This window comes from Defluviicoccus vanus, from assembly GCF_014672695.1.
GTDB lineage: Bacteria > Pseudomonadota > Alphaproteobacteria > Rhodospirillales > Defluviicoccaceae > Defluviicoccus > Defluviicoccus vanus.
The window spans coordinates 2,841,798-2,865,140 of sequence record NZ_CP053923.1 but is presented as its reverse complement, the minus strand read 5'-3'; the positions used below and the strand labels follow the sequence as shown (position 1 = coordinate 2,865,140).

At 66.8% G+C, this 23,343-nt stretch carries 22 protein-coding genes; all 22 read left to right on the top strand.

Annotation, left to right across the window (positions count from 1 at the left end; genetic code table 11):
• The first annotated feature begins 267 nt into the window (after positions 1 to 267).
• The 22 genes from HQ394_RS12875 (at position 268) to HQ394_RS12765 (ending at position 23,343) form a co-directional block, all read left to right on the top strand.
• A complete protein-coding gene (locus tag HQ394_RS12875) occupies positions 268 to 2,406 on the top strand; it encodes a ParB/RepB/Spo0J family partition protein (RefSeq protein WP_012115010.1) in 2,139 nt (712 codons plus the stop codon).
• A 110-nt stretch (positions 2,407 to 2,516) separates the two neighbouring features.
• Complete coding sequence (locus HQ394_RS12870; protein WP_190260576.1) at positions 2,517 to 2,687, top strand: hypothetical protein; 171 nt, start codon at positions 2,517 to 2,519, stop codon at positions 2,685 to 2,687.
• A gap of 66 nt (positions 2,688 to 2,753) precedes the next feature.
• Positions 2,754 to 3,170, top strand: coding sequence for a hypothetical protein (locus HQ394_RS12865; protein WP_012115008.1), 417 nt, complete (start codon positions 2,754 to 2,756; stop codon positions 3,168 to 3,170).
• Positions 3,167 to 3,430, top strand: coding sequence for a DUF6117 family protein (locus HQ394_RS12860; protein WP_012115007.1), 264 nt, complete (start codon positions 3,167 to 3,169; stop codon positions 3,428 to 3,430). Before HQ394_RS12865 ends, HQ394_RS12860 begins: the two co-directional genes overlap by 4 nt.
• A complete protein-coding gene (locus HQ394_RS12855; protein WP_012115006.1) occupies positions 3,427 to 3,723 on the top strand; it encodes a hypothetical protein in 297 nt (98 codons plus the stop codon). Before HQ394_RS12860 ends, HQ394_RS12855 begins: the two co-directional genes overlap by 4 nt.
• Before the next feature lie 153 nt (positions 3,724 to 3,876).
• Positions 3,877 to 8,220 carry a strawberry notch family protein gene (locus tag HQ394_RS12850; RefSeq protein WP_012115005.1) on the top strand — a complete coding sequence of 1,448 codons (4,344 nt, stop codon included), beginning with the start codon at positions 3,877 to 3,879 and terminating at the stop codon, positions 8,218 to 8,220.
• A 141-nt stretch (positions 8,221 to 8,361) separates the two neighbouring features.
• The gene (locus tag HQ394_RS12845; protein ID WP_456151607.1) at positions 8,362 to 9,279 is read left to right on the top strand and encodes a DUF7146 domain-containing protein; all 918 of its coding nucleotides are present in this window, start codon (positions 8,362 to 8,364) and stop codon (positions 9,277 to 9,279) included.
• Complete coding sequence (locus HQ394_RS12840) at positions 9,206 to 10,537, top strand: DUF2493 domain-containing protein (RefSeq protein ID WP_456151432.1); 1,332 nt, start codon at positions 9,206 to 9,208, stop codon at positions 10,535 to 10,537. Before HQ394_RS12845 ends, HQ394_RS12840 begins: the two co-directional genes overlap by 74 nt.
• 1,612 nt (positions 10,538 to 12,149) lie before the next feature.
• Entirely contained in the window at positions 12,150 to 12,473 is a 324-nt protein-coding gene (locus tag HQ394_RS12830; protein ID WP_012115000.1) for a DUF736 domain-containing protein, read from the top strand.
• Between the two features lie 185 nt (positions 12,474 to 12,658).
• The gene (locus HQ394_RS12825; RefSeq protein WP_012114999.1) at positions 12,659 to 12,913 is read left to right on the top strand and encodes an uS8 family ribosomal protein; all 255 of its coding nucleotides are present in this window, start codon (positions 12,659 to 12,661) and stop codon (positions 12,911 to 12,913) included.
• Between the two features lie 82 nt (positions 12,914 to 12,995).
• Positions 12,996 to 13,355: a DNA -binding domain-containing protein gene (locus HQ394_RS12820; protein ID WP_456151431.1), complete on the top strand. Its 360-nt coding sequence runs from the start codon at positions 12,996 to 12,998 to the stop codon at positions 13,353 to 13,355.
• Positions 13,356 to 13,372: 17 nt separating this feature from the next.
• A complete protein-coding gene (locus HQ394_RS12815) occupies positions 13,373 to 13,597 on the top strand; it encodes a transcriptional regulator domain-containing protein (RefSeq protein WP_012114997.1) in 225 nt (74 codons plus the stop codon).
• Positions 13,598 to 13,613: 16 nt separating this feature from the next.
• The gene (locus HQ394_RS12810) at positions 13,614 to 14,147 is read left to right on the top strand and encodes a DUF2285 domain-containing protein (RefSeq protein ID WP_012114996.1); all 534 of its coding nucleotides are present in this window, start codon (positions 13,614 to 13,616) and stop codon (positions 14,145 to 14,147) included.
• Positions 14,148 to 14,286: 139 nt separating this feature from the next.
• A complete protein-coding gene (locus tag HQ394_RS12805; protein WP_012114995.1) occupies positions 14,287 to 14,568 on the top strand; it encodes a helix-turn-helix transcriptional regulator in 282 nt (93 codons plus the stop codon).
• Positions 14,546 to 15,724 carry a replication initiator protein A gene (locus HQ394_RS12800; RefSeq protein WP_456151430.1) on the top strand — a complete coding sequence of 393 codons (1,179 nt, stop codon included), beginning with the start codon at positions 14,546 to 14,548 and terminating at the stop codon, positions 15,722 to 15,724. Before HQ394_RS12805 ends, HQ394_RS12800 begins: the two co-directional genes overlap by 23 nt.
• Positions 15,721 to 16,374: a ParA family partition ATPase gene (gene parA, locus HQ394_RS12795; RefSeq protein ID WP_012114993.1), complete on the top strand. Its 654-nt coding sequence runs from the start codon at positions 15,721 to 15,723 to the stop codon at positions 16,372 to 16,374. Before HQ394_RS12800 ends, parA begins: the two co-directional genes overlap by 4 nt.
• A 247-nt stretch (positions 16,375 to 16,621) precedes the next feature.
• A complete protein-coding gene (locus HQ394_RS12790) occupies positions 16,622 to 17,143 on the top strand; it encodes a DUF2840 domain-containing protein (protein WP_012114991.1) in 522 nt (173 codons plus the stop codon).
• Positions 17,140 to 17,685, top strand: coding sequence for a S26 family signal peptidase (locus tag HQ394_RS12785; RefSeq protein ID WP_012114990.1), 546 nt, complete (start codon positions 17,140 to 17,142; stop codon positions 17,683 to 17,685). The genes HQ394_RS12790 and HQ394_RS12785 overlap by 4 nt, the downstream gene beginning before the upstream one ends.
• 66 nt (positions 17,686 to 17,751) lie before the next feature.
• Positions 17,752 to 18,087, top strand: coding sequence for a DUF736 domain-containing protein (locus HQ394_RS12780; RefSeq protein ID WP_012114989.1), 336 nt, complete (start codon positions 17,752 to 17,754; stop codon positions 18,085 to 18,087).
• A 4-nt stretch (positions 18,088 to 18,091) separates the two neighbouring features.
• Entirely contained in the window at positions 18,092 to 18,808 is a 717-nt protein-coding gene (locus HQ394_RS12775) for a lytic transglycosylase domain-containing protein (protein WP_012114988.1), read from the top strand.
• Between the two features lie 213 nt (positions 18,809 to 19,021).
• The gene (locus HQ394_RS12770) at positions 19,022 to 21,148 is read left to right on the top strand and encodes a relaxase/mobilization nuclease domain-containing protein (RefSeq protein ID WP_407644702.1); all 2,127 of its coding nucleotides are present in this window, start codon (positions 19,022 to 19,024) and stop codon (positions 21,146 to 21,148) included.
• Between the two features lie 32 nt (positions 21,149 to 21,180).
• Positions 21,181 to 23,343, top strand: coding sequence for a conjugal transfer protein TraG (locus HQ394_RS12765; protein ID WP_456151429.1), 2,163 nt, complete (start codon positions 21,181 to 21,183; stop codon positions 23,341 to 23,343).

Genomic DNA, 23,343 nt, shown 5'->3' with positions numbered 1-23,343 from the left:
TCCACCGTTCCGCGGTGCCGCTCGACCAGGTCGACCTGTCGACCGATGGCGATCGCGGCCAGCTCGATCTCTGGCCCAACGAGTGCGAGGGCCTGTGCGGCGTGTGATGATCCTGAAAACCGGAAAGGCGGAGAGGCGGGCTTCCGGCTTCACGCTTTTCCGCCCGCCCGGCGCGGCCCTCCTGAGAGTGAGAGGGCTGCGCTTCGCTTCGTGACGGGTCGGAGGTCGAGAGAGAGGCTCTCGGCCGCCCGTCGCGGAGTAACGATCATGGCGACTGCCATTCAGAAGATCACCCTGTCGTCGGCGCACGACATCCCCTTCAACAAGCTGGTGCTGAGCCAGTCCAACGTCCGGCGCGTCAAGGCCGGCGTCTCGATCGAGGAGCTGGCCCAGTCCATCGCCCGGCGCGGCCTGATCCAGAGCCTGCATGTCCGTCCCGTCCTCGACGCCGATGGCGCCGAAACCGGGATCTTCGAGGTGCCCGCCGGCGGCCGCCGCTATCGCGCGCTCGAATTGCTGGTGAAGCAGAAGCGTCTGGCCAAGACCGCGCCGGTGCCCTGCGTCGTCGGCGACGCCAACAGCGGCATCCTGGTCGATGAGGTCTCGCTGGTCGAGAACATCGAACGCGCGCCGCTGCATCCGCTCGATCAGTTCCGCGCCTTCCAGGCCATGCGCGAGAAGGGCATGACCGAGGAAGCCATCGCCGCCGCCTTCTTCGTCGGCGTCAATATCGTGAAGCAGCGCCTGCGCCTCGCTTCCGTCTCGCCGGTATTGCTCGAGATCTACGCCGACGACGGCATGACGCTCGAGCAGCTCATGGCCTTCACCGTCAGTTCCGACCATGCACGCCAGGAGCAGGTCTGGGACGCGATCAAGGATGGCTGGCAGAAAGAGCCCTATCACATCCGCCGGATGCTGACCGAGACCACGGTGCGGGCTTCCGACAGGCGGGCCGTCTTCGTGGGCGTCGAAGCCTATGAAGCGGCCGGCGGCATCGTGTTGCGCGACCTCTTCCAGTCCGACGACGGCGGCTGGCTGCAAGACCCGGCCCTGCTCGACCGCCTGGTGGCCGAGAAGCTCAAGACCGCCGCCGACGAGATCGCGGGCGAAGGCTGGAAGTGGGTCGAGGCCGCCCTGAGCTTTCCCTACGGCCACGAGCACGGGCTTCGGGAGCTTGCCGGAACGGCGGTCGACCTGACCGACGAGGAGCGCGCCACTCGCGAGGCGCTGCGTGACGAGTATGACCGGCTCGAGGCCGAATATGCCGAAGCCGACGAGCTGCCAGACGAGATCGACGCGCGTCTCGGAGAGATCGAGCAGGCGCTCGACGCCTTCGAGCAGCGCCCGGCGATCTACGATCCGGCCGACATCCCCACCGCCGGCGTCTTCGTCAGCCTCGACGCCGACGGCTCGCTGTCGGTCGACCGTGGCTATGTCCGCCCCGAGGACGAGCGCCCGGTCGCCCCCGAAGGAGACGACACGACGGAGACGGACGGCGACACCGGCCATTCGGCCACGCCCGCCGTTCAACGCGCCGTCGTCACCGTCGGCGGCCAGGCCGCGGAGCCGGAAGACGACGAGGAGGACGGCATCAAGCCGCTGCCCGAGCGCCTCGTCATCGAGCTGACCGCGCATCGCACGCTGGCGCTGCGTAACGCGCTCGCCGAGCATCCCGACGTCGCCATGACCATGCTGCTGCACAAGCTGGTCAGCGATACCTTCCGGCGACCCGCGCCGACGGGCTGCCTCGAGGCCAGCGTCCGCCACGTCTTCTTCTCCGCCCAACCGGAGGAGCTGAAGGACAGCGGCACGGCGCACGAGATCGCCGAGCGGCACGGGCGCTGGGGCGATCACGTTCCCGCCGACGACCAGGCGCTGTGGGACTGGCTCACCGATCTCGATCCGGGCACGCGCCTCGATCTGCTCGCCCATTGCGTCAGCTTCGGCGTGAACGCGCTGTTCGAGCGGCCGAACCCCTACGGATCGGGCGTCAGCCAGCATGGGCTGGATGTCCGCCTCGCCCAGGCCGACCGGCTGGCGCGCGCCACTGGCCTCGACATGGTGGCGGCGGGCTGGCGGCCGACGGTCGGCAACTATCTCGGCCGCGTCACCAAGCCCCGCATCCTCGAAGCCGTCCGGGAGGGCGCCGGCGAACGGGCCGCCCAACTCATCGACCATCTGAAGAAGGGCGACATGGCCAAGGAGGCCGAGCGCCTGCTGGCCGACACCGCCTGGCTGCCCGAGCCGCTGCGCCTGATCGATCCCCATGACGGGGAGGTCATCGAACCGGGCGCGGAGGCCGACGCCGACGAAGAGGCCGCCTTGCCGGCCTTCCTCAGCGAGGACGGCGACGAGGATGCCGAAGAGATCGAGGACGAGGACGCCCTGACGATCGCTGCCGAATGACCCTCACGGCGGGGGAGCGGCGAGAGGTCGCTTCCCCGCATCTTCGCAAGGAGACCTTCCATGATTGAACCCGACCCGTCGGCCACGCGCGCGTCGTCTTTCAGTATCTCGTGCCCGTCCACGTCGAGGTCGAAGACGGTCTCGTCGTTTGCGTCACCGTCATCGACGAAACGCCGGTGCGCGATCCAACCCTGGTCGAAGGCGATGGCGGCTATCTGCCGGAAGCCGTCGCCGCCGCCGACGATGGCCAGCCCTGGCCATCCTGGCGGTTCGGCTACTGACCCCTTCGATCATCCCTCAACCGAGCCCGGCCATCGCGCCGGGCTTTCTCGTTTCAGGAGCCTGTCATGGCCAACTATTTCACCCATTTCTCGTGCCTGCTCGACGTCGGCACGCCCGAGAACGCCGCCCGCGCGCTCGATCTCTACAACACGCTGTCCGCGGAAGGCGCGTCGGAGGAACCACCCTCCGAGGGCTTCCTTCTGTCGATCGAGCCGCAATACGGCGGCACCGAACTCTGGATGCGCGACGACGTGACCGGCGATCCCGAGCGCCTCATCCAGTTCGTGAAGCGTTGCGCCGCCGATTTCGGCCTCACAGGCAGATGGGGCTTCCAATACGCCAACACCTGCTCGCGGCCGCGTCTCGACGGGTTCGGCGGCGGCGCCCATGTCCTCGACTTCGCCACCGGCGAGACCGTGGACTGGATCTACACCGATGGCTGGCTTGCCCAGACCCTCTCCGACGAGGGAGGTCCGCTGTGAGCATTCCCTCCCATGCCCGGAGCAATTTCCAGACCCTGCTGCGCGCGGCGGGCGACGGCAATCTCGCCCTCATGGAGTGCCTCGACGCGGTGACGGGCAGCCCCCGCTACGTCATCTGCGCCGTGGGGCGGGACAACGGCGACTATGTCTTCACGCCCTTTGGCCATCTCGCCGACGGCAATCCCTACGACGCCTATCTGCCGCCCGATCCCGACGATCCCGAAGGCTTCGTGCGGCCCGAGACGGGAGAGGCGTCATGACCGACATCGACGCCATCTTCGCGGCGGATCGCCAGCATCCGCCGCATGAACGGTCTCTGCCCTGGCCGGAGACCAGAGGCGGCCTCACCGTCGTCGTCGAGCCCAAGCCTCACTGGGCCGACGACATGCGGGCGTTTCGATCCGATGCTCGGGAATATTGCGCCTATGCCGACTGGACCGCGAACGGCGCTCGTGCGCGGTTCTTCGGCCATGTCGATACCTGCGGCGATGACCTGATCCGCAAGGCCCGCACGCTCGTCGCCTCCGAGATCGCGGACGGGCTCTGGAACTGATCCCCTTGAAAAGCGCCCCACCTCACGGTCGGGCGCTTTTCCCGTGCGGGCGCCTTGAGAGTGAGAGAGCCGCCGGGACGGGTTTGAGCTGGTGCGGTCGAGAGAGAGCGCCGCACGGGCTCGCCCTTTTCCGCTCTCCTTGAGGTTCCCACCATGACCATGATTTCCGCATCCGCGGCGGCGACCGCCGCGCCGCTTCCGCTCGGCTCCAATCCCGAACCCGCAGCCGCCCTCCTCGCGGCCGCCGGCCAGCTCCTGCCTCATCTCGAACGCGGCGAGCGCGTCGACGCCGCCGCCCTGCGTGCGGCGATGGAGACCGCCTTCGGCGCGCCGGACACCACCGGCGCCTGGGACTGGAAGACGGCCTATGACGCCTGCGAGGCGGCGACCGTCCTGTTCCTCCGTAAATACGGACGTGCGCTTTTCCGCAAAGCCGGGTCTCCGACGGCCCGCCTTTCCGCGCTGTCGAAAATCGCAAACCTGCTGCCGACGCATACGCGGCGTTCGGCGGAGAGCCAGACCTTCCAGCAGTTCTCGACGCCGATCCCGCTCGGCCTGGTCGCCGCCCACGCCGCGGCCATCACTCCGGCCGACCGGGTGCTCGAGCCGTCGGCGGGCACCGGCCTGCTCGCCATCCTCGCCGAGATCGCGGGCGGCGCGCTCGTTCTCAACGAGCTGGCCGACACCCGCGCCAATCTGCTGTCACTGCTCTTCCCGGCCATTTCCGTCACCCGTTTCGACGCGGCGCAGATCGACGATCATCTCGATCCCGCCGTGATGCCCAGCGTCGTGCTGATGAATCCGCCCTTCTCGGTCATGGCCAATGTCGAGAGCCGCATGGCGGACGCCGCTTACCGCCATGTCGCCTCGGCCCTAGCGCGTCTGGCCCCCGGCGGCCGGCTCGTGGCGATCACCGGCGCCAGCTTCGCACCCGACAATCCGGCCTGGCGGGACGCCTTCGTCCGGTTGCAGGCGCGCGGGCGCGTCGTCTTCTCCGCCGTCATCGACGGCTCCGTCTATGCCAAACACGGCACCACCATCGAGACGCGCCTGACTGTCATCGACAAGCGGCCCGCCGACGATCCCGCCGTGTTTCCGGCAGCGCCCGGCGTCGCGTCGGACGTCGCCACGCTGCTGGGCTGGATCGACGAGCAAGCGCCGGAACGGCTCGCCGTCGATCCCTCCGTCGTGGTCCCGGCCATCGCGCCTGCCACCCCTCGCAACGTGCGTGGCTATATCAACCGCGCCGCCAAAGCCGTCCCGGCGACTGCGCCGATGGCCGAACCGGAGGGCCTGCCGCTCGCCTACGAGACCCAGGACTGGCTCGCCGGCGAAGGCGGTCGCCTGTCCGAGGGCATCTACGAGGAATACGGATTGCAGGCGATCCGTATCGCCGGCGCCCAGGCCCATCCGACCCGGCTGGTGCAGTCGGCCGCAATGGCTTCGGTCGCTCCGCCCAAGCCGAGCTATCGGCCAAGCCTGCCGCCCAACATCCATGAGCTGCTGTCGGACGCCCAACTCGAGACCGTGATCTATGCGGGCGAAGCGCACGCGGACCATCTCGCCGGATCGTGGACGGTGGACGCCACCTTCGACATCGTCACCGCCGCGCGCGAGGATGCGGAGAACGCCGCCCGCTTCCGGCGCGGCTTCATGATCGGCGACGGCACCGGCGTCGGCAAGGGCCGTCAGTCCGCCGCGATCATTCTCGACAACTGGCTCCAGGGCCGCCGCAAGGCGGTGTGGATCAGCAAGTCCGACAAGCTGATCGAGGACGCGCAGCGCGACTGGTCGGCGCTCGGCATGGAACGCCTGCTGGTCACGCCGCTGTCGCGCTTCCCGCAGGGGCGGCCGATCACGCTGCCGGAAGGCGTCCTGTTTACGACCTATGCCACGCTACGCTCCGACGACCGCGGCGAGAAGGTTTCGCGCGTCCGGCAGATCGTCGAATGGTTGGGCTCCGACTTCGATGGAGTCCTCATTTTCGACGAGGCGCACGCGATGCAGAACGCCGGTGGCGGCAAGGGAGAACGCGGCGACGTCGCCGCCTCGCAGCAGGGCCGCGCCGGCCTGCGCCTCCAGCACGCGCTGCCGAACGCCCGCGTCGTCTATGTCTCCGCGACCGGCGCCACCACGGTCCACAACCTCGCCTACGCCCAGCGGCTCGGCTTGTGGGGCGGCGAGGATTTTCCGTTCTCGACGAGGGCCGAGTTCATCGAGGCGATCGAGGCTGGCGGCGTCGCGGCGATGGAGGTGCTGGCCCGCGACCTGCGCGCCCTCGGCCTCTACACCGCCCGCTCGCTCTCCTTCGACGGCGTGGAATACGAGTTGGTCGAACACGCCCTCAGCCCTGAGCAGACCCGCATCTACGACGCCTATGCCGGGGCCTTTGCCGTCATCCATAACAATCTGGATGCGGCGATGGAGGCCGCCAACATCACCGGCACGTCCGGCACGCTGAACCGGCAGGCCAAGTCCGCCGCCCGCTCGGCCTTCGAGAGCGCCAAGCAGCGCTTCTTCGGCCATCTGCTCACCAGCATGAAGACGCCGACTCTGATCCGGTCGATCAGCGGCGACCTGGAAGCAGGCCATGCCGCTGTCATCCAGATCGTCTCGACTGGCGAGGCGCTGATGGAACGCCGCCTGGTCGACCTGCCGACCGAGGAATGGAACGACGTTCGCGTCGACATCACGCCGAGGGAATATGTTCTCGACTACCTCGCCCATTCCTTCCCGGTGCAGCTCTACGAGCCCTTCACCGACAGCGAGGGCAACCTCTCGTCGCGGCCGGTCTATCGCGACGGCCAGCCCGTCGAAAGCCGCGAAGCCGTCGCGCGCCGCGACGAGCTGATCGCGCAGCTCGCCTCCCTGCCGCCCGTGCCCGGCGCGCTCGACCAGATCGTCCAGCATTTCGGCACGGAGCTGGTGGCCGAGGTGACGGGCCGCTCGCGGCGCATCGTCCGCAAGAGCATGCCTTCCGGCGGCGATCGCCTCGTCGTCGAGAACCGCGCCGCAGCCGCCAATCTCGCCGAAACCCAGGCGTTCATGGACGACAGCAAACGCATTCTGATCTTCTCGGACGCCGGCGGCACCGGCCGCAGCTATCACGCCGAGCTTTCGGCGCGGAACACCCGGCTGCGCGTCCACTATCTGCTCGAACCCGGCTGGAAAGCGGACGCCGCCATCCAGGGCCTCGGTCGCACGCACCGGACCAACCAGGCGCAGCCGCCGCTGTTCCGGCCCATCGCCACGGACGTCAAGGCGGAGAAGCGCTTCCTTTCCACCATCGCCCGGCGGCTCGACACGCTGGGCGCCATCACCCGCGGCCAGCGCCAGACCGGCGGCCAGGGCCTGTTCCGCCCCGAGGACAATCTGGAAAGCCCCTACGCCCGCGATGCGCTCCGCCAGCTCTATCTCCTGCTGGTGCGCGGCAAGGTCGGAGGCTGCTCGCTCGAACGCTTCGAGTCCGCCACCGGCCTGAAGCTGATGGACGCGAACGGCATCAAGGACGAACTGCCCCCGATCACCACCTTCCTCAATCGGCTGCTGGCCCTGACCATCGAGCTTCAGGGCATCCTGTTCACCGCCTTTGAGCAGCTTCTCACCGCCAAGATCGAGGGGGCCATAGCCGCTGGCATCTACGATGTCGGGCTGGAGACGCTGACGGCGGAAGGCTTCACCGTCACCGGCCGCCAGACCATCTATACGCATCCGGGCACGGGCGCCGAGACCCGGCTCCTCACCATCGCGCAGCGGACCCGAAACCGCCCGGTCACGCTGGACGACGCGCTCGCCCATCTCGGCGAATCCGGCGCCAGGCTGCTGGTCAACGAACGGTCGGGCCGCGCCGCGGTGCAGATCCCCGCCACCTCGGTCATGCTCGACGATGGCGAGATCGAACGCCGTGTCCGGCTGATCCGGCCGATGGAATCCCACACCGTTCCGGTGAAGATGATGGGCGAGACCCATTGGGCCGAGGCGGAACGGATCGACTTCGCCTCAACCTGGAACGCCGAGGTCGCGGACGTGCCGGCGTTCTCCGACAGCACGATCCATGTCGTCGCCGGCCTGTTGCTGCCGATCTGGAAGCGGCTACCGAACGAGTCCACCCGCGTCTATCGGCTCCAGACCGACGAGGGCGAGCGGATCGTCGGCCGCAAGGTCTCACCCGCCTGGGCGGCCAATGCGACCACGACCGGCGCAGCCACTCTCGCGCCCGCCGACGCCTTCATGGCGCTGATGGATGGTCGCACCATCCTCGACCTCGCCGAGGGGCTTCAACTTCACCGCGTCCGTGTGATGGGCGCCAACCGCATCGAACTGTCGGGTTTCACCGACACGATGCGCGAGCGGCTCACCGCCTACGGACTGTTCCACGAGATCATCTCCTGGAAGCTCAGGATGTTCGTGCCGACCGATAGCGCCGGTCTTGCGGTGCTGGAGCGAGTGCTGGGCCGCTATCCGGTCCAGCGCATCGGCGAACGCGAGGCGGCGTGATGACACGTCTCGACGCTTCCGATCTGGCGCAGCGTCTCGGCCGGGAGGNCCGAGGCGGTGTGCCGCCACTATCTCGACGCCGGCCATCGTCAGGGCAATTACTGGCAGGTCGGCGATGCGCGCAACACGCCCGGCCGCTCGATGTTCGTCCGGCTCAAGGAGACGGCGAAAGGGCCGGCGGGCAAATGGACCGACGCCGCCACCGGCGAGCATGGCGATCTGCTCGACGTGATCCGGGAGAGCTGCGGCCTCACCGACTTCGCCGATGTCGTCGAGGAAGCCCGCAGCTTTCTCAGCCTGCCGCGTCCGAAACCCGCGCCGGCGAGCCCGAAGCGACCGAGCACGCCGGCCCCGTCAGGCTCGGCCGAGGCGGCAAGGCGGCTGTTCGCTATGTCGAAGCCGATCGGCGGCACGCTGGTAGAAGCGTATCTCCGCAATCGCGGCATTACGGCTTTGCACGGAACCGGAAGCCTCCGCTTCCATCCGCGCTGCTATTATCGACCGGACGATCATGGCCCGACCGAAACCTGGCCAGCGATGATCGCCGCCGTCACCGATCTTCGGGGCACGATCACCGGCGCACATCGCACCTGGCTTGCCCCTGACGGCCCAGATCCTATCCGGGTTGGCAAGGCGCCGATCGACACGCCGCGCAAAGCGATGGGCGACCTGCTCGGACACGCCGTCCGCTTCGGGAACGCCGGCGCGGTGATGGCGGCGGGCGAAGGCATCGAAACCATCCTGTCCGCACGTCAGGCGCTTCCGCACATGGCGNCGATGGCGGCCGCCCTGTCCGCTGCCCATCTGGCCGCCATCCTGTTCCCCGACGATCTGCGCCGGCTCTATATCGTCCGCGACAACGACCCGGCAGGTGACGGCGCACGCGACAGCCTTGTCGAACGGGCGAACGCGGCCGGGATCGAGGTGATCGTGCTCTCGCCGGTGCTCGAGGATTTCAACGAGGATCTCCGGCGCCTCGGCCTCGATGCGTTCCGGGCCAATCTCAGGGTGCAGCTCGCACCGCAGGACATCGCCCGCTTCTGGCTCCAAGCCGCATAGTCGCCGGCATGGGGATGGCGGGGCCACCGTCATCATGCCCGCANGGATGCGTCCTTCCATCGGAGAGGACCGCGCCTCGGCCTTCGAGAGGGCGATCGGCCGTCAGCCAGGCCGGATCGGCAATGGCTGCGACCGACGATTTTCCGGCGCGGNNTCCCCCAAAAAGAAAAGGGGGACCGCTTTCCATCGCGAGGCAAAATCGCCGGCCTCCGCCATCCTCCGCTGCGCTTCGGCCCTGNCGCTTCGCTTCGGGTGCAGGTCCGTCCCGCCCGACGGCTTCGTCGCCATGAAGGCCGCGACGGTCACGGTCCAACCGACGGAGCATCCCATGAACGGGCATGACGACTACGAACCCGAACACGCATCATCACCAACCGACCATATCGTGCAGGAGCTTCAGCTCTACGGCTACCGACCTTCGGAAGACGAAGCCGATCCCCGGCCTGTCCCGGAAGACCGCATCATCGAAGGCGCCGTGGCCGACATCTTCGACGCCCTGATCGCCACGGTGGCCGAAACCAGCCTCGATCCCGACCTCGACGATCTCCTCTGGTCGACCGTCAATATGTTCCACCGCGCCGTCGAACGGGCCGACCGCAAGCTCGACGACAACGAGCAGGAACAGAAGCGCCTCCAGCGTGAACAGGACGGCTCCGAGGTCAAATCCGTCCAGCTCGAACGCCTGATCGACCTGGGGCAATCACTGATCGAACGGCGCGACAGCCTGGAAGTCTTCCGCGACAGCGCCGCCGATCACTATCTCCGCGCCACCGGCTCCNCCTGGTCCCAGCGTAACGGATCGCGCGTCAACCATCGCCACCTTACCGCCGCGATGATCGACAGCCGCGATTTCATCGCCGCCAAACGCCGCGCAGAAACCGAGGTGCTCGTGCCCGCAGGCCCGAAGATCGCCTTCTCAGGCGGCGACACCGCCGATTACAGGCTGATCTGGGCCAAGCTCGATCAGGTTCATGCCAAACACCCGGACATGGTGCTGATGCACGGAGGCTCCCCGAAAGGCGCCGAAAAGATCGCCTCGCGCTGGGCGGAAACCCGCAAGGTGCCGCAGGTCGCCTTCAAGCCCGACTGGACGAAGCACGCCAAAGCCGCCCCGTTCAAGCGCAACGACGCCATGCTGGCGATCATGCCGATCGGTGTCTTCGTCTTCCCTGGCACCGGCATCCAGGACAATCTCGCCGACAAGGCCAGAAAGCTCGGCATGCNNCCGGTCTATCGGTTCAGCACGGGCGGCGCGTGAGCGCCGTCCGCATTTCCATCGACACGCCAACACGGCCGCGAGGCAATCCGGCATGGACGCCATCGGACAACGACCGCTCCCGTAGCGAGTCTCCACCCCGCTTCAAATGCGCTGATCCTTGGTCCCGCCAAGGGCCTGACGCCATCAACCCATAAAGGGTCGGACTACGCTGCGCGTGCCGCCGCTTCGGCTTCACCTGCGCGGTGATCGCGGCCCTCGGCCGAACACATCGGGCGCCTGTCAGCGGGGATGGACCTCCGCTCGAAACAGGAGCCGGTTCGATGTCCTTCAACGACGCACACGCCTTCGCCTTCAGCCTCGCCACCACCCTGATGGCCGTCATCGTCATCTTCCGCGCTGGCGACGGGACGCTCTCGGTCACGCCCGCCAGCGAATATGACGGCGACCTTTCGCAGATCGTCCGCGAGATCGACCNNCCTTCGGCCCATGATGGGTCGAAGATCATCGCCTGCGGGACTGGAACCTCATCGGTTTCCGCTCCCGCCGGCGNNTCGATGTTCTGCTATAGTTCTCGATGCGCCGTGGTGGTGGTGGAAGGCGCGACCGTCAGAACCGTTCTTTCGNGAGACACCACCATGATCTTTCTGGGCACAATCCTATCCATCGCAGCCATCGGCTTCTTCTGCTGGCTGCTGTTCACGCTCGCCGTCTTTGCGCTGCCCCTCTTCGCGGGCGCCACCGCCGGCGGCTGGGCCTACCAGACCGGCGCGGGCTGGCTAGGCGCGATCCTGATCGGCACGCTCGCGGCCGGGCTAACGCTCGGCGCCGGCCAGCTCCTGCTTGGGCTGGTCCGCCCGCTCTGGGCGCGGCTGTTGATCGCGCTCGCCTTCGTCGCTCCGGCCGCTATCGCCGGCTACCACGCCACGCACGGCATCGTGAAACACACCATGCCATCTGAGACCTGGCAGTTGGTATTCTCGGTCTTCGGCGCGGTCGCGGTCGGCGTCACCGCGTTCGCGCGCGTCACGGGCATGGCGGCCACCGGCCCGTCCGGCCAGAGCCAGGCTCGGGCCTGATCACCCCGCCGGGATAGCGGGACAGAAAAGCGCTTCCGTTCTGTCCACACCATCGTCTTGAGAGGGCGACGCGGACGACAGTGCCCGGATCACGCAGAGAACCACGGCTCAATCATCCCCTCGGGACACGCCTGGACCGAGCGCCGATCCCGGCGCAGCCCATCGATACTGACCGGCGGAGGTTTTCGTCCGTGGCAGGTCGGGCGAACACGAGAAACGCAAGGCCCGCCGACAAGGGGGAGAGATACGCCGGTGAATATCGCGCAGGTCTTGGCGCCGGTCTCGACAGGGCCACCATCATCTCCGCTTCTGCCCGCCTCCAGACCGCTCCAAACGGCCTCTCCAATGGCTTGATCTGGCCGAAGGCCGGCTGCGCCTCGATCGCCTGTGGCGCAACAGCCGCGTCAAACTTTCTTCCCCTGCCGGCTGCGCCGTCATTCCTCGCGGGACAACAAAGTNCCTCCTTAGCTGTCAGGCCCCTTCGGGGTGCGCTGTCGATCGCCTCCGGCCCGTCGATCGCCATCGAGGCCGCAATGGTGCGGGCTCGAAAACGACNNAAACGGAGATNNTTGAAAATGGCGACCATCGGCACCTTCAAGAAGACCGCCTCGAACGAGTTCAGCGGCGAAATCGTCACCCTCAGCGTCCAGGCCAAGGGCGTGCGCATCGTCCCTGACCAGCGCGCCACCGGCGAAAACGCCCCCAGCCACCGGGTTCTGGTCGGCCGCGTCGAGATCGGCGCCGCCTGGTCCAAGCGCTCCAACGAGGGCCGCGACTATCTGGGCCTCAAGCTCGACGATCCGAGCTTCAACGCCCCCATCTACGCCAACCTCTTCGACGACGAGGACGGCGATGGCTACTCGCTGATCTGGTCCCGCCCGAGCCGCCGGGCGGACTGACCCACCGAGCAAGGCCCCGGCCGGACAGGCCGGGGCCTTTGTCTTGCCTACGCGCGAATCAGTGGCGCCGTCGAAGACCTAAAAGAGCGGACGACAAGTTTTCGAGCCCCCCTCGCGCCGCCAAGAGCGACTAAAATAGTCGTAGTTCTGGCAGGTAGTTATTGGCCGGTGGGAGGTGGTCATTTATGATCACCGCCCGACAATCACGGGCCGCACGCGCGTTGCTGGGATGGACACAGGAGACGCTCGCTGACCAGGCTCGGACATCGCTGACTGCGCTCAAGCGCCTCGAATCCGAAAGCGGCCTCGAGGTCTATGAGTCGACGCGCGATCTCGTGCGCAGGGCGCTGGAAGCCGCAGGGATCGTCCTGCTATCGACCGATAAGGGCGAAGGCGTGTTGTTGCTTCACGACAGGAAGGATCTCTCGCCAAAGCGCTAGTCGGCTGCCCCGCCTCAAGCGCTGCGCTAGAATTTCCCAAGATCCTGTTAACGAAACGCCATTAAGCGATTATAGTCGCTCTATGGGCCAGAAAACGTCGTCGTTCCTCGACGAGCCACCAATCAGCCAGTCGCTCACATCTTATGACCGTGAGCACATGGCTCTTTATCTGCGTTTGCTCGACTCGGCCCGCGACGGCGCGGCTTGGCAGGAGGCGGTCCAGGTCATCTTCGGCCTCGATCCCTCCCACGACCCACAGCGTTGCCGCCATGTTCACGACACGCATCTGGCGCGGGCGCGCTGGATGACGGAACAGGGCTATCGCGAGTTGACCCGCCCCCGCATTGATTGCCCGATGCCGGCGCGGCATCGCTCTTTGCCTATAGTCCAGCTTCCGCCGGACGGTTCCGTCAGGAATCCTTCCTCCTCCACAAGCACATAAGCGAAGGGAGGATCGCAATGACACCCAGCGCAGCAGGCTGGCGCTCTTCTGCCGCCTATGAACATCTCGCCGAGATGAGCGCGTCCGATCTCGCCTGGGAGTGGCTCCGGCGCAATGACGCCTATGACGAAGACTACCAGGAGCTGCGCGCGGGAAAGACCGACGTCCGGACGCTGACCGACAAGATCCGGCGGCGGTGGGGGTTGCGATTTCCCCGTCGACCCGCTGGAGCCTCCATCTGAAGCCCACATCGCTTGGTTGCCCGAAGACGACACGAGCACCCTCTTTCTGGGGTTAGCGCCCGCAGGTCTGACTGCGGACGCCGTACTGCCGCCGACGTTCGAGACCGCCGGTCGCATTGCAGACGATAGCGAAGACGTCCTTCTCTACGATCTCGGCAACGGCCAGCGCGTCCAGCTCGTCATCGAACCGGACGCGATGCTCGGCCAGCCGCTTGCCGCCATCATTCCGCTCGATCGGGACGGGCTCGACCGGCTCGAATCCCTTCGCCGCCTGCTGGCCGCCCTTCATGGCCGGACGGTTCCACCGGATACACGGCTGACGCGGCAACAACGCCTGCGATTGCGCAGGATGTTGCAGTGCTTCGATGGCCACCGCGATGGCGCGACGCAGAGGGAGATCGCGCAGGTCGTGTTCCACATCGCCCGACTCGATCGCCAAGAATGGCAGGACGCTTCCGCCCGTCACACCATCAAATCCCTGTTGCGGGATGCGCGCGCCATGATCGCCGGCGGCTATCGCGCCTTGCTCCGACATCACCGCCAGAACTGACCGCGCCGGCACCGTAAGCGGTGGGCGATTTCATACCCCCTGACTTCGCCCTGCATCCCGCCGGTCCTGCTTCGCCATCGTGGCCTTCGTCCGCCGCTGATCTCCAGCGGCCTTCACGAAGCTCACGGAGGCCCCATCCATGCGACCCGACCTCACCGTTCTCCCGCCACGCTTCCTGCGCACCAAGGAAGCCGCCGAGTTCCTCAGCCTGTCCGCCCGCACCCTCGAAAAGCACCGGACCTATGGCACCGGCCCCGCCTATCGCAAGCTCGGCGGCCGCGTCGTCTATGCCGTCGACGATCTCGAAGCCTGGGCGGCGCGCGGCGCCGTCACCTCGACATCCGATCCGCGCGGTTCGATCCTTCCCGCCAAGCGTCGTACGCCGGCGCCGCCCGCCCATGCCGGTCGATACCCACGCTGATCGCTGGCGAAACCCACCAATGGCGGCGCGGCAACAACACCCATCGGAGCGCGGACAGCTCGACCTGTTTCGGGCGCTCCCTGGCGAGTTCGCTGCCCGAGACGCGCAGGATCTCATGGCCTATCCCTTCTTCTCCCTTTCCAAATCCCACCGCACCGCGCCGATAGATTTCAACGCCGGCGGCGTGTCGATCCGCGTCGAGGCCGTGGCCGATCACGGCATGGCGACCATCTGGGACGCCGACATCCTGATCTGGGCGGCGAGCCAGATCGTCGAGGCGCGCGACACGGGGCTTCGCACCTCGCGCCTGATGGTCGCCACCNCCTATGAAATCCTGAAGTTCATCGGCCGCGGCACGTCGCTGCGCGATTATCAGCGCCTCAAGGCGGCGCTCGACCGGCTGCAATCGACGACGATCTGCACCTCCATCCGCCAACCTGCCGCCGAAGGCCGGCGGCACCGCTTTTCGTGGATCAATGAATGGAAGGAACGTACCGACCGGAGCGGCAAGCCGGACGGGATCGAGCTGATCGTGCCCGACTGGTTCTACCGAGCGGTGCTCGACGACGCGCTCGTGCTGACGATCGACCGAGCCTATTTTGATCTCACGGGCGGGCTCGACCGCTGGCTCTACCGGATCGTCCGCAAGCATGGCGGTCGCCAGCGCAATGGCTGGCGCTTCGACTTCCGCCACCTTCATCAGAAGTCCGGCGCCCTGTCGCCGTTCAAGCGCTTCGCCTTCGAGCTGCGCGACATCATCCGCCGCCAGCCGCTCCCCGGTTACAGGCTGTTCCTGGAGATCGAGGCGGGAGGCCGCACGCTGCTCGCTTTCGAGCCGGCGCCGGCCTGTGGAAAACCTGTGGGCGGCTTCGTGCCATCGGGAACCCGAAGGCCCGTGCCATCAGGAACCGCCCCCTCGTGCCAACGGGAACCCAAACCGGCCTTAACCCACGGCAAGAAAAGCGAAAATCGCGCCCTTAACTTAGAGTTCAACAGAGAATCTAACTTTGAAGAGCGCGCCCGCGAGGTGGAAAACCTCGTTCGGCAAGCCACGAAGGCGCTCAGCGTCACCGGCAAACGGCGCACCAACACCCCCAAGGCAGCCGACACGCATCCGCTTCCTCAGCTCCCCTTCCGTCCGGGAGGCGGCCGATGATCGTCGCTCTCCTCAATCAGAAGGGCGGCGTCGGCAAGACGACGCTGGCCCTGAATCTCGCGGGCGAATGGGCCAGCCGTGGCCAGCGCGTCACCCTGATCGACGCGGACCCGCAAGGCTCGGCGCTCGACTGGTCGCAGCAGCGAAGCCGCGAGGGGCTCGCGCGCCTATTCGGCGTTGTCGGTCTGGCCCGTGACACCTTGCATCGGGAAGCGCCCGAACTGGCCCGCGACGCCGATCATATCGTTATTGACGGGCCGCCGCGCGTCGCCGGACTGATGCGCTCGGCGCTGCTCGCCGCCGACCTAGTCCTGATCCCGGTGCAGCCGTCGCCGTTCGACGGCTGGGCCTCTGCCGAGATGCTGGCGCTCGTCTCCGAGGCGCGCATCTACCGGCCTGAGCTGGCCGCGCGCTTTGTGCTGAACCGCTGCGGTGCGCGCACTGTGCTTGCCCGTGAGACGGCCGAGACGCTGGCCGACCACGACCCGCCGGTCCTTGCCGCCACCATCGGCCAGCGCGTCGCTTTCGCGGTCGCCGCGCAGTCCGGTCGCCTAGTCTCCGAGCTGGACGATGACACGCCCGCCGCGCGCGAGATCGCGGCGCTGGCGGACGCGATCTCGCGCTTGAGCATCGGGAGGTCGGTGCGATGAGCCAGCGCCCAACCCGCAACGGCTTCGCGTCCCGGCCTGCCGATCTCGACCGCTGGGTCAGGGCGACCGATACGCCGTCGCGCGATGGCGATTCCGGCAGCTTCACCGCCCGGCTGACCATCGACGTAACGCCCGCACTAGCGCGGCCGCATCAAGATCGTCGCGTTCGGGCGCGGCGTCACCGTCGCCGACATGCTGCGCGACCTGCTCGCGCGCGAATTTCCCCGACCATCGAAGGAGACCCATCATGACCGACGCCGCGGTTCCCCGCGTGCAAAGCGGCCCCATGCCGCGCGCGCATCTCGCCGACAGCCTCACCCATGTCGAACTGACCCACGTCGAGAAGCGGATCGAGAACTGGATCAGGTTCGGTCGCGAAGCCCATGAGCAGGTGCTCGACCGCCGCCGCCGTGTCTTCTCCTATCGGCCAGGCAGCATCTTCGCCTTCGTGCGCTGGGCCTCCAACGACTTCGGCACGATCATCTCGCGCATCGACATCGTGCGCGCGGTTGCGCCGGGCGAAGCTTACCAGACGCTGCCCTTCGTGCGTCCCGGCGGCGAGATCCTGTTGAAAATCGAGGGCTGGCCCAAGGTCGAACGGGTGCTTCGTCACATCGACGCCGTGGAAGCCCTCGGCATCGACGCCTGGGACGTAGCCCCCGATCATTGGCGGCATGTCGGCAACCGGATCGGCGCCGGGCACCAGCCCCGCGCCTATTCGACGGAGCGCCATCAGGCGTGGCTCAAGCGCCGGGAGATCGAACTGTGACTCGCTTCGGCTATGTCATGGTGACGTATTTCGTGACGATGGGCGTCGCCGTCGCCGCTTTCATCCCGATCGCGCCGCGCCTCGTCTGGAATGCCTCGGCCAGCGTGCCGGTCGGTCTCTACGACCTTGGCCCGACGCGCCATTTGGAAGTCGGCGATCTCGTCGCGGCCATGCCAGACAAGCCACTGTCCGACTTCATGGTCGCTCGCGGCTATATCGGCCGCGACGTGCCGCTGATGAAGCGCGTCATGGGGCTTCCCGGTCAACGGGTCTGCCGCACCGGCAACACCATCACCGTCGATGCCGTGCCGCTCGGCGAGGCGCTCGACCGCGACCGACTCGGCCGCCCATTGCCCGTCTGGCAAGGCTGCCGCCGCATCGCGGATGGCGACATCTTCCTCATGAATCCCGACGCGCACGACAGTCTGGACGGTCGCTACTTCGGCCCGCTTCCGACGCGCGCGGTCATCGGCAAGGCGACGCCGCTCTACACCGACGAGGCCGGCGACGGCCGCTTCGTCTGGCGCGCGACGGCACGCTGACCGCTTCCCGTCGTCGGGAGCGGCGCCCGCCGACGGTTCAACCACACCGCCGCCATGGAGACCATCATGTCACAGATCGGCACATTCACCCGTGAGACATCCGGTTTTGTCGGGCGCATCCATACCCTGACGCTTTTCAGCGAAGTCACCGTCGTTCCTACCGAGCCGTCCGAGGCTGAGAACGCCCCGGACTATCGCATCCATCACGGCGGCGATGACGGCCCGGAGATCGGCGCGGGCTGGAAACGCACTGGCGAGCGCGCAGGCGAATACATCGCCCTGCTGATCGACGATCCCACGCTGCCGCGGCCGATCCGCGCCAACCTGTTCCGGGACGACGATACCGGCAGCGCCTGGTCGCTGCATTGGAACCGTCCGCAGAAGCGCGACGGAAGGGACTGAGACGATGCGGCGTACCTCCCTTCTTCTCCTTATCGGTCTGTCGTTCGGTTGCGCGCTGACCGTTCCAGTCTTCGCACAACCGTCGAACTCCGCCCCTGCACCCGTCCGTGACTTTCTCGGCGAACTCGTCGCCGAGGCGGCGCAACGCTTCGAGCTTCCCGCAGCATGGATTCGTGCGGTGATGAAGGCGGAGAGCAACGGCGATCCCCGCGCCATCTCCCCCAAGGGCGCGATGGGATTGATGCAGATCATGCCGAAGACCTGGGCGGGTTTGCGGGATCGCTACCGCCTCGGCGCCGATCCCTACGACCCCCACGACAATATCATCGCGGGCGCGGCCTATATCCGCGAGCTATACGACCGCTACGGCTCGCCCGGCTGGATCGCAGCCTACAACGCCGGTCCCGGACGTTACGAGGACTCGCTGAAGGGCCGTCTCCTACCGGCCGAAACGCGCGCCTATGTCGCCAATGTCGCGCCCTCTCTTGGCGGTGGCGATGCACCGACGCCGATTTTGGTCGCCGCTGCCGATCCGCTCGCTTGGACTCAAGCACCACTGTTCATCGCGCAATCGGAGCGTCGCACGTCAACCGCTCTTGTGCCGGTCGGGCGCTCCTCCAATGACGCGGACACGATCCCGGACATGCGCGATGTTTCCGCCATCGTGCCGCAGTCGGGCGGTCTGTTCGTGGCGCGGGCGGATACGGGACGACAGCCATGAGGCCCATGATCCGGTCCGCCCGGCAGGAAGTTTCAGTGTGCAGCGGATGGGGCTGGCGACAGTCTCATCCGTGGGCAATGGGGGCGGAACAGGGAGGAAGGCGGGAGGGCAAGATTAAAGCGGACGGCACCCCATGGGTCCGATCCGGGGGCAAGCCCTTGTCTGCACACTGTTTTGGGCGGCACCGTCTCTGAGCCGCCGTAGTGCTGCGAGATGCCGGAAACCCAACATTTTCAGCGTTTCTCACGGCACCCTCGCCCGAAATCGCCGGTTTCTGGCGGATCAGGAGCCATGAGCGACGACGATCATTTTCGGCCGAAGCCCGGCCGCATCCGCTCCAACGGAGCGAAGGCCGGACAGGCCAAGAGTTTCCTCAGCCAGCTTCGCAAGATCGCCCGCCAGCAACAGGCCGGGACCGGCCGCAACCGCTCGACCCAGAGCAGTGGCTCCGGCCGCTCGATGAATGGTCAGAGTGTCGTCGCCTCTGGCCGAGGCGTGCAGCGGGGGCGCGGCGCATCCTTCGTTCGCGCCCGCAACCTGTCGAACGGGTGGACCCATCGTAAGGCCGGCAGCCGCCGCGTGATCGTCAAGTCCCGGTCGGTTCGCGCCGCCGGTCGCAGTGGCAAGGCCGGCGCCCATCTGCGCTACATCCAGCGCGACGGGACGGCTCGCGATGGCGAACGCGGCCAGATCTACTCGGCGACGGAAGACCGTGCCGATGGCGACGCCTTCCTCGATCGCGGTCAGGACGACCGCCACCAGTTCCGGTTCATCGTGTCACCGGAAGACGCCGCCGATCTTGCCGACCTGACCGGCTACACCCGCGAACTGATGGCCCAGGTCCAAACCGACCTCGGCACGAAGCTGGATTGGGTCGCCGTCAATCACCACAACACCGGCCATCCGCATGTGCATGTCATCGTCAACGGCCGCGACGCCCTCGACGAGGATCTCGTCATCAATGGCGATTATCTCGCCAATGGCATCCGCGAGCGGGCCAGCGAACTAGCGACGTTGGAACTCGGACCCGTCACCGAGATCGAGCACCGCCGCAAGCTCTTGGCCGAGATCGACCAGGACCGCCTCACCCGCATCGACCGGGCGATGATCGGCGAGGCGGAAGATCGCTTCATAGACCTGCGCCATGAACCGGGCGACTTGCGCGGCCAGTCCGACCGGACGCTGCGCCTACGTCGTCTCTCANAGCTGAACGACATGGGCCTTGCCACGGAACATGCGTCCGGCATCTGGGAATTGAGCGACCGGCTGGAACCAACGCTGCGCCAAATGGGAGAGCGCGGCGACATCATCCGCATCATGCAGCAAGCGCATCTGGCCGAGGGCGTGGAACGCGACCCGATGAGTTTCCAGATTCACGATAGCGCGCCCGAGACGCCGATCATCGGCCGCGTCATCGACAAGCATCTGTCCGACGAGCTGGGCGAACACCTGACGCTTGTGGTCGATGGCATCGACGGGCGAACGCACCATGTCTCCGGTATCGACGCCGCGCGGGTCGAGGACATCCGCATCGGCAGCATCATCGAGATCGGGCCACCGGACAGCGCCGGCCGTCCATCCGACCGCGCCATCGCCGGCATGGCCGCGGATGGCGTCTATCGGCCGAGCCGTCATCTGGAGCAGGCGCGGTTCGACGGCCAAGTGCCGAACGGCGACTATCAGGGATTCGTGGACGCCCATGTCCGGCGGCTGGAGGCGTTGCGCCGGGCCGGGATCGTGGAGCGTATCGACGCTGACCAATGGCGCATCCCCGATGATTTCGAGGCACGCGCCGCCACCCACGATGCAGGGCGGAGTAGCCGAGCCAATATCCGCATCCTCTCGACCTTCGATCTGGAACGCCAGATCGGATCGGATGGGGCGACCTGGCTGGACCGGCGCCTCCTCAGCGCGGACGGATCGGACCTGTCGCCGGCCGGCTTCGGTGAACAGATGCGCGCGGCCATGGAGCGCCGCCGCGAACATCATATCGAGCATGGCGACGCCGCCCGTCAGCCGGACGGCCGCGTCGCCTATCGGCGCAACCTGATCGCCACGCTTCAGGAGCGCGAGGTTGCCCGCGCGGGCGAAGAACTGGCGGCAAAGAAGTCGCTCCCCTTCCGAAAGGCCGCCGATGGCGAGACCTTAACCGGCGCCTTCACTGGAACCACGCAGCTCGCCAGCGGCAAGTTCGCCATCGTCGAGTNNAAGTCACACGAGTTCACCCTTGTTCCGTGGCGGCCGGTCATCGACCGTCAGCTCGGCCGCGAGGTCATGGGCATCGTGCGAGGGGGATCGGTGTCGTGGCAACTGGGGCGGCAGAGAGGATTGGGGCTTTGATGCAGACCGATCTGAACCGATGACGGCCTGGGATGGCCAACCTTCGGGGCAGCAGAACAGTAGTCGAGGCGTGGCGCCTGGACGTCGACCGTCCGATTTGTCAGCCACAGCATCCGAAATCTCGACGCTTCGGATTTTCTGTTGCTTCTCGCCATAACGGATATTCTTTGATCGGCTCCACTCTTTTGCCGGTCGGAGCCTCTATGTCTGGAAGCCGTGTCCTTTGGGGACAAGTCGCAATCGTCCTCGCCATCGTGCTCACCGCGATATGGTGCGCAACGGAATGGACGGCATGGCGTCTCGGGTTTCAGGCGCAGCTCGGACAGCCGTGGTTCGTGGTAGCGGGTTGGCCGGTCTATTACCCGCCGATCTTCTTCTGGTGGTGGTTCTCGTTCGACGCCTATGCGCCGTCGATTTTCCTCGAAGGCGCCATGATCGCGGTATCGGGCGGCTTGGTCTCGATCGTCGTCGCCATCACCCTGTCTGTGATCCGAGCGCGGGACGCGAAGAACGTCGTCACCTATGGCTCGGCGCGCTGGGCCGAGCTGAACGAGATCAAGGCAGCCGGATTGCTCGGCGCGGACGGCGTGGTGCTTGGTCGCTATGACCGCGACTATCTCCGCCACGATGGCCCGGAGCATGTGCTGTGCTTCGCGCCGACCAGATCGGGCAAGGGCGTCGGTCTCGTCGTACCGACCCTGCTGACCTGGCCCGGCAGCACGATCATCCATGACATCAAGGGGGAGAATTGGNGGCTGACCGCCGGCTTCCGCTCTCGGCACGGCCGCGTGCTGCTGTTCGATCCGACCAATCCCACCTCGTCGGCCTATAATCCGCTGCTCGAGGTGCGGCGCGGCGACAAAGAAGTCCGCGACGTGCAGAACATCGCCGATATCCTCGTCGATCCCGAAGGTGCTTTGGACAAAAGGAACCATTGGGAAAAGACCAGCCATTCGCTTCTGGTCGGCGCGATCCTGCATGTTCTCTACGCGGAAGCCGACAAGACGCTGGCGGGCGTCGCCAATTTCCTGTCCGATCCGAAGCGACCCGTCGAGGCGACGTTGCGCGCCATGATGAATACCCCGCATCTCGGCGAGGCCGGCGTGCATCCCGTCATCGCGTCGTCGGCGCGCGAGCTGCTGAACAAGAGCGACAACGAACGATCGGGCGTGCTGTCGACCGCCATGTCGTTCCTCGGCCTCTATCGTGATCCCGTGGTGGCGAAAGTGACGGCGCGCTGCGACTGGCGCATCGCCGATCTCGTCTCGGGCGACAGGCCCGTCAGCCTCTACCTCGTGGTGCCGCCGTCGGACATCAACCGCACCAAACCGCTGATCCGCCTGCTGCTCAATCAGGTCGGGCGGCGCTTGACCGAAGACCTGACGACCTCGGCCAATCGCCACCGGCTGCTGTTGATGCTCGACGAGTTTCCGGCGCTGGGAAGGTTGGATTTCTTCGAGTCCGCGCTGGCTTTCATGGCGGGCTACGGGATCAAGAGCTTTTTGATCGCGCAGAGCCTCAACCAGATCGAAAAGGCGTATGGCGCCAACAACAGCGTGCTCGACAACTGCCATGTCCGCGTCGCCTTCGCCACCAACGACGAGCGCACAGCCAAGCGCGTGTCGGACGCATTGGGCACCGCGACCGAGATGCGCGATTCCACCAACTATGCCGGCCACCGGCTTTCGCCCTGGCTGGGGCATCTCATGGTGTCGCGGCAGGAGACGGCCAGGCCGTTGCTTACTCCCGGCGAGGTCATGCAGCTTCCACCCGCCGATGAATTGCTGCTGGTCGCGGGCGTCCCGCCGGTGCGCGCGAAGAAGGCCCGCTACTACGAGGATGCGCGGTTCCGTGAGCGGATCATGCCGCCGCCGAAATCCGCAGCCACAAAAGGCTCGGCCAAGCCGCCCACCGATGATTGGTCCGCACTGGCGATCCCGACCGCATCGGCCGGCGTAACGGCCAATACCGAAACCGGCCCGATCACCGATCCGGCCAATGCAGGTATCCGCCGCGAGCCGGAATTGCCGGAGCATGAAGAGATCGCACCCNCCGAGCGTCCGGCAATTGGAGAGTTCGCCCTGCTCGACGACGAGCCGGACACGGACGCCGCCAAGGCCCGCAGCCTTCGTCGTCAGGTCACATCTATCGCCCGGCAGGCGACAATGGACCCGGCCGATGGCATCGAGTTGTAG